This is a genomic window from Vibrio sp. 1401 (genome assembly GCF_033340295.1).
Genome location: NZ_JAWOWF010000497.1, coordinates 1 through 628 on the forward strand (window position 1 = coordinate 1; position 628 = coordinate 628).

Annotated in this window: 1 protein-coding gene; it reads left to right on the plus strand. The window is 49.5% G+C overall.

From position 1 onward, the window contains the following. Positions 1-628, plus strand: a 628-nt coding sequence (locus R7Z77_RS26450) for an efflux RND transporter permease subunit (RefSeq protein ID WP_318137183.1), incomplete at both ends; no start/stop codon positions are given.

Genomic DNA, 628 nt, shown 5'->3' on the forward strand with positions numbered 1-628 from the left:
TGGCCGTTCATACGAGGTAATTCCTCAAGTTGAACGTAAATGGCGTTTAAATCCAGAATCAATGAAGAACTACTACGTTCGTTCTGTGGATGGAAAAGCAGTACCACTTGGTAGCCTGATCACTATTGATGTTGTCGCCGAGCCTCGCTCACTGCCTCACTTCAACCAGCTGAACTCAGCAACCGTTGGTGCTGTACCATCGCCTGGCGTCGCAATGGGTGATGCAATTAACTGGTTCGAGGACGTAGCGCAGAACAAACTGCCTGCCGGTTACAACCACGACTACATGGGTGAAGCACGTCAGTTCGTGACGGAAGGTAGCGCGCTATACGCAACATTTGGTCTTGCGTTAGCCATCATCTTCTTGGTTCTTGCGATTCAATTCGAATCACTTCGTGACCCTATTGTTATCATGGTATCGGTACCGCTGGCGGTGTGTGGTGCTTTGATTGCGTTGGCATGGGGCACAGCCTCGATGAACATCTACTCGCAGGTAGGTCTGATTACATTGGTCGGCCTGATCACCAAACACGGTATCTTGATCTGTGAAGTAGCAAAAGAAGAGCAGTTGCACAACAAACTGTCTCGAATCGATGCGGTAATGGAAGCGGCGAAAGTTCGTCTGCGT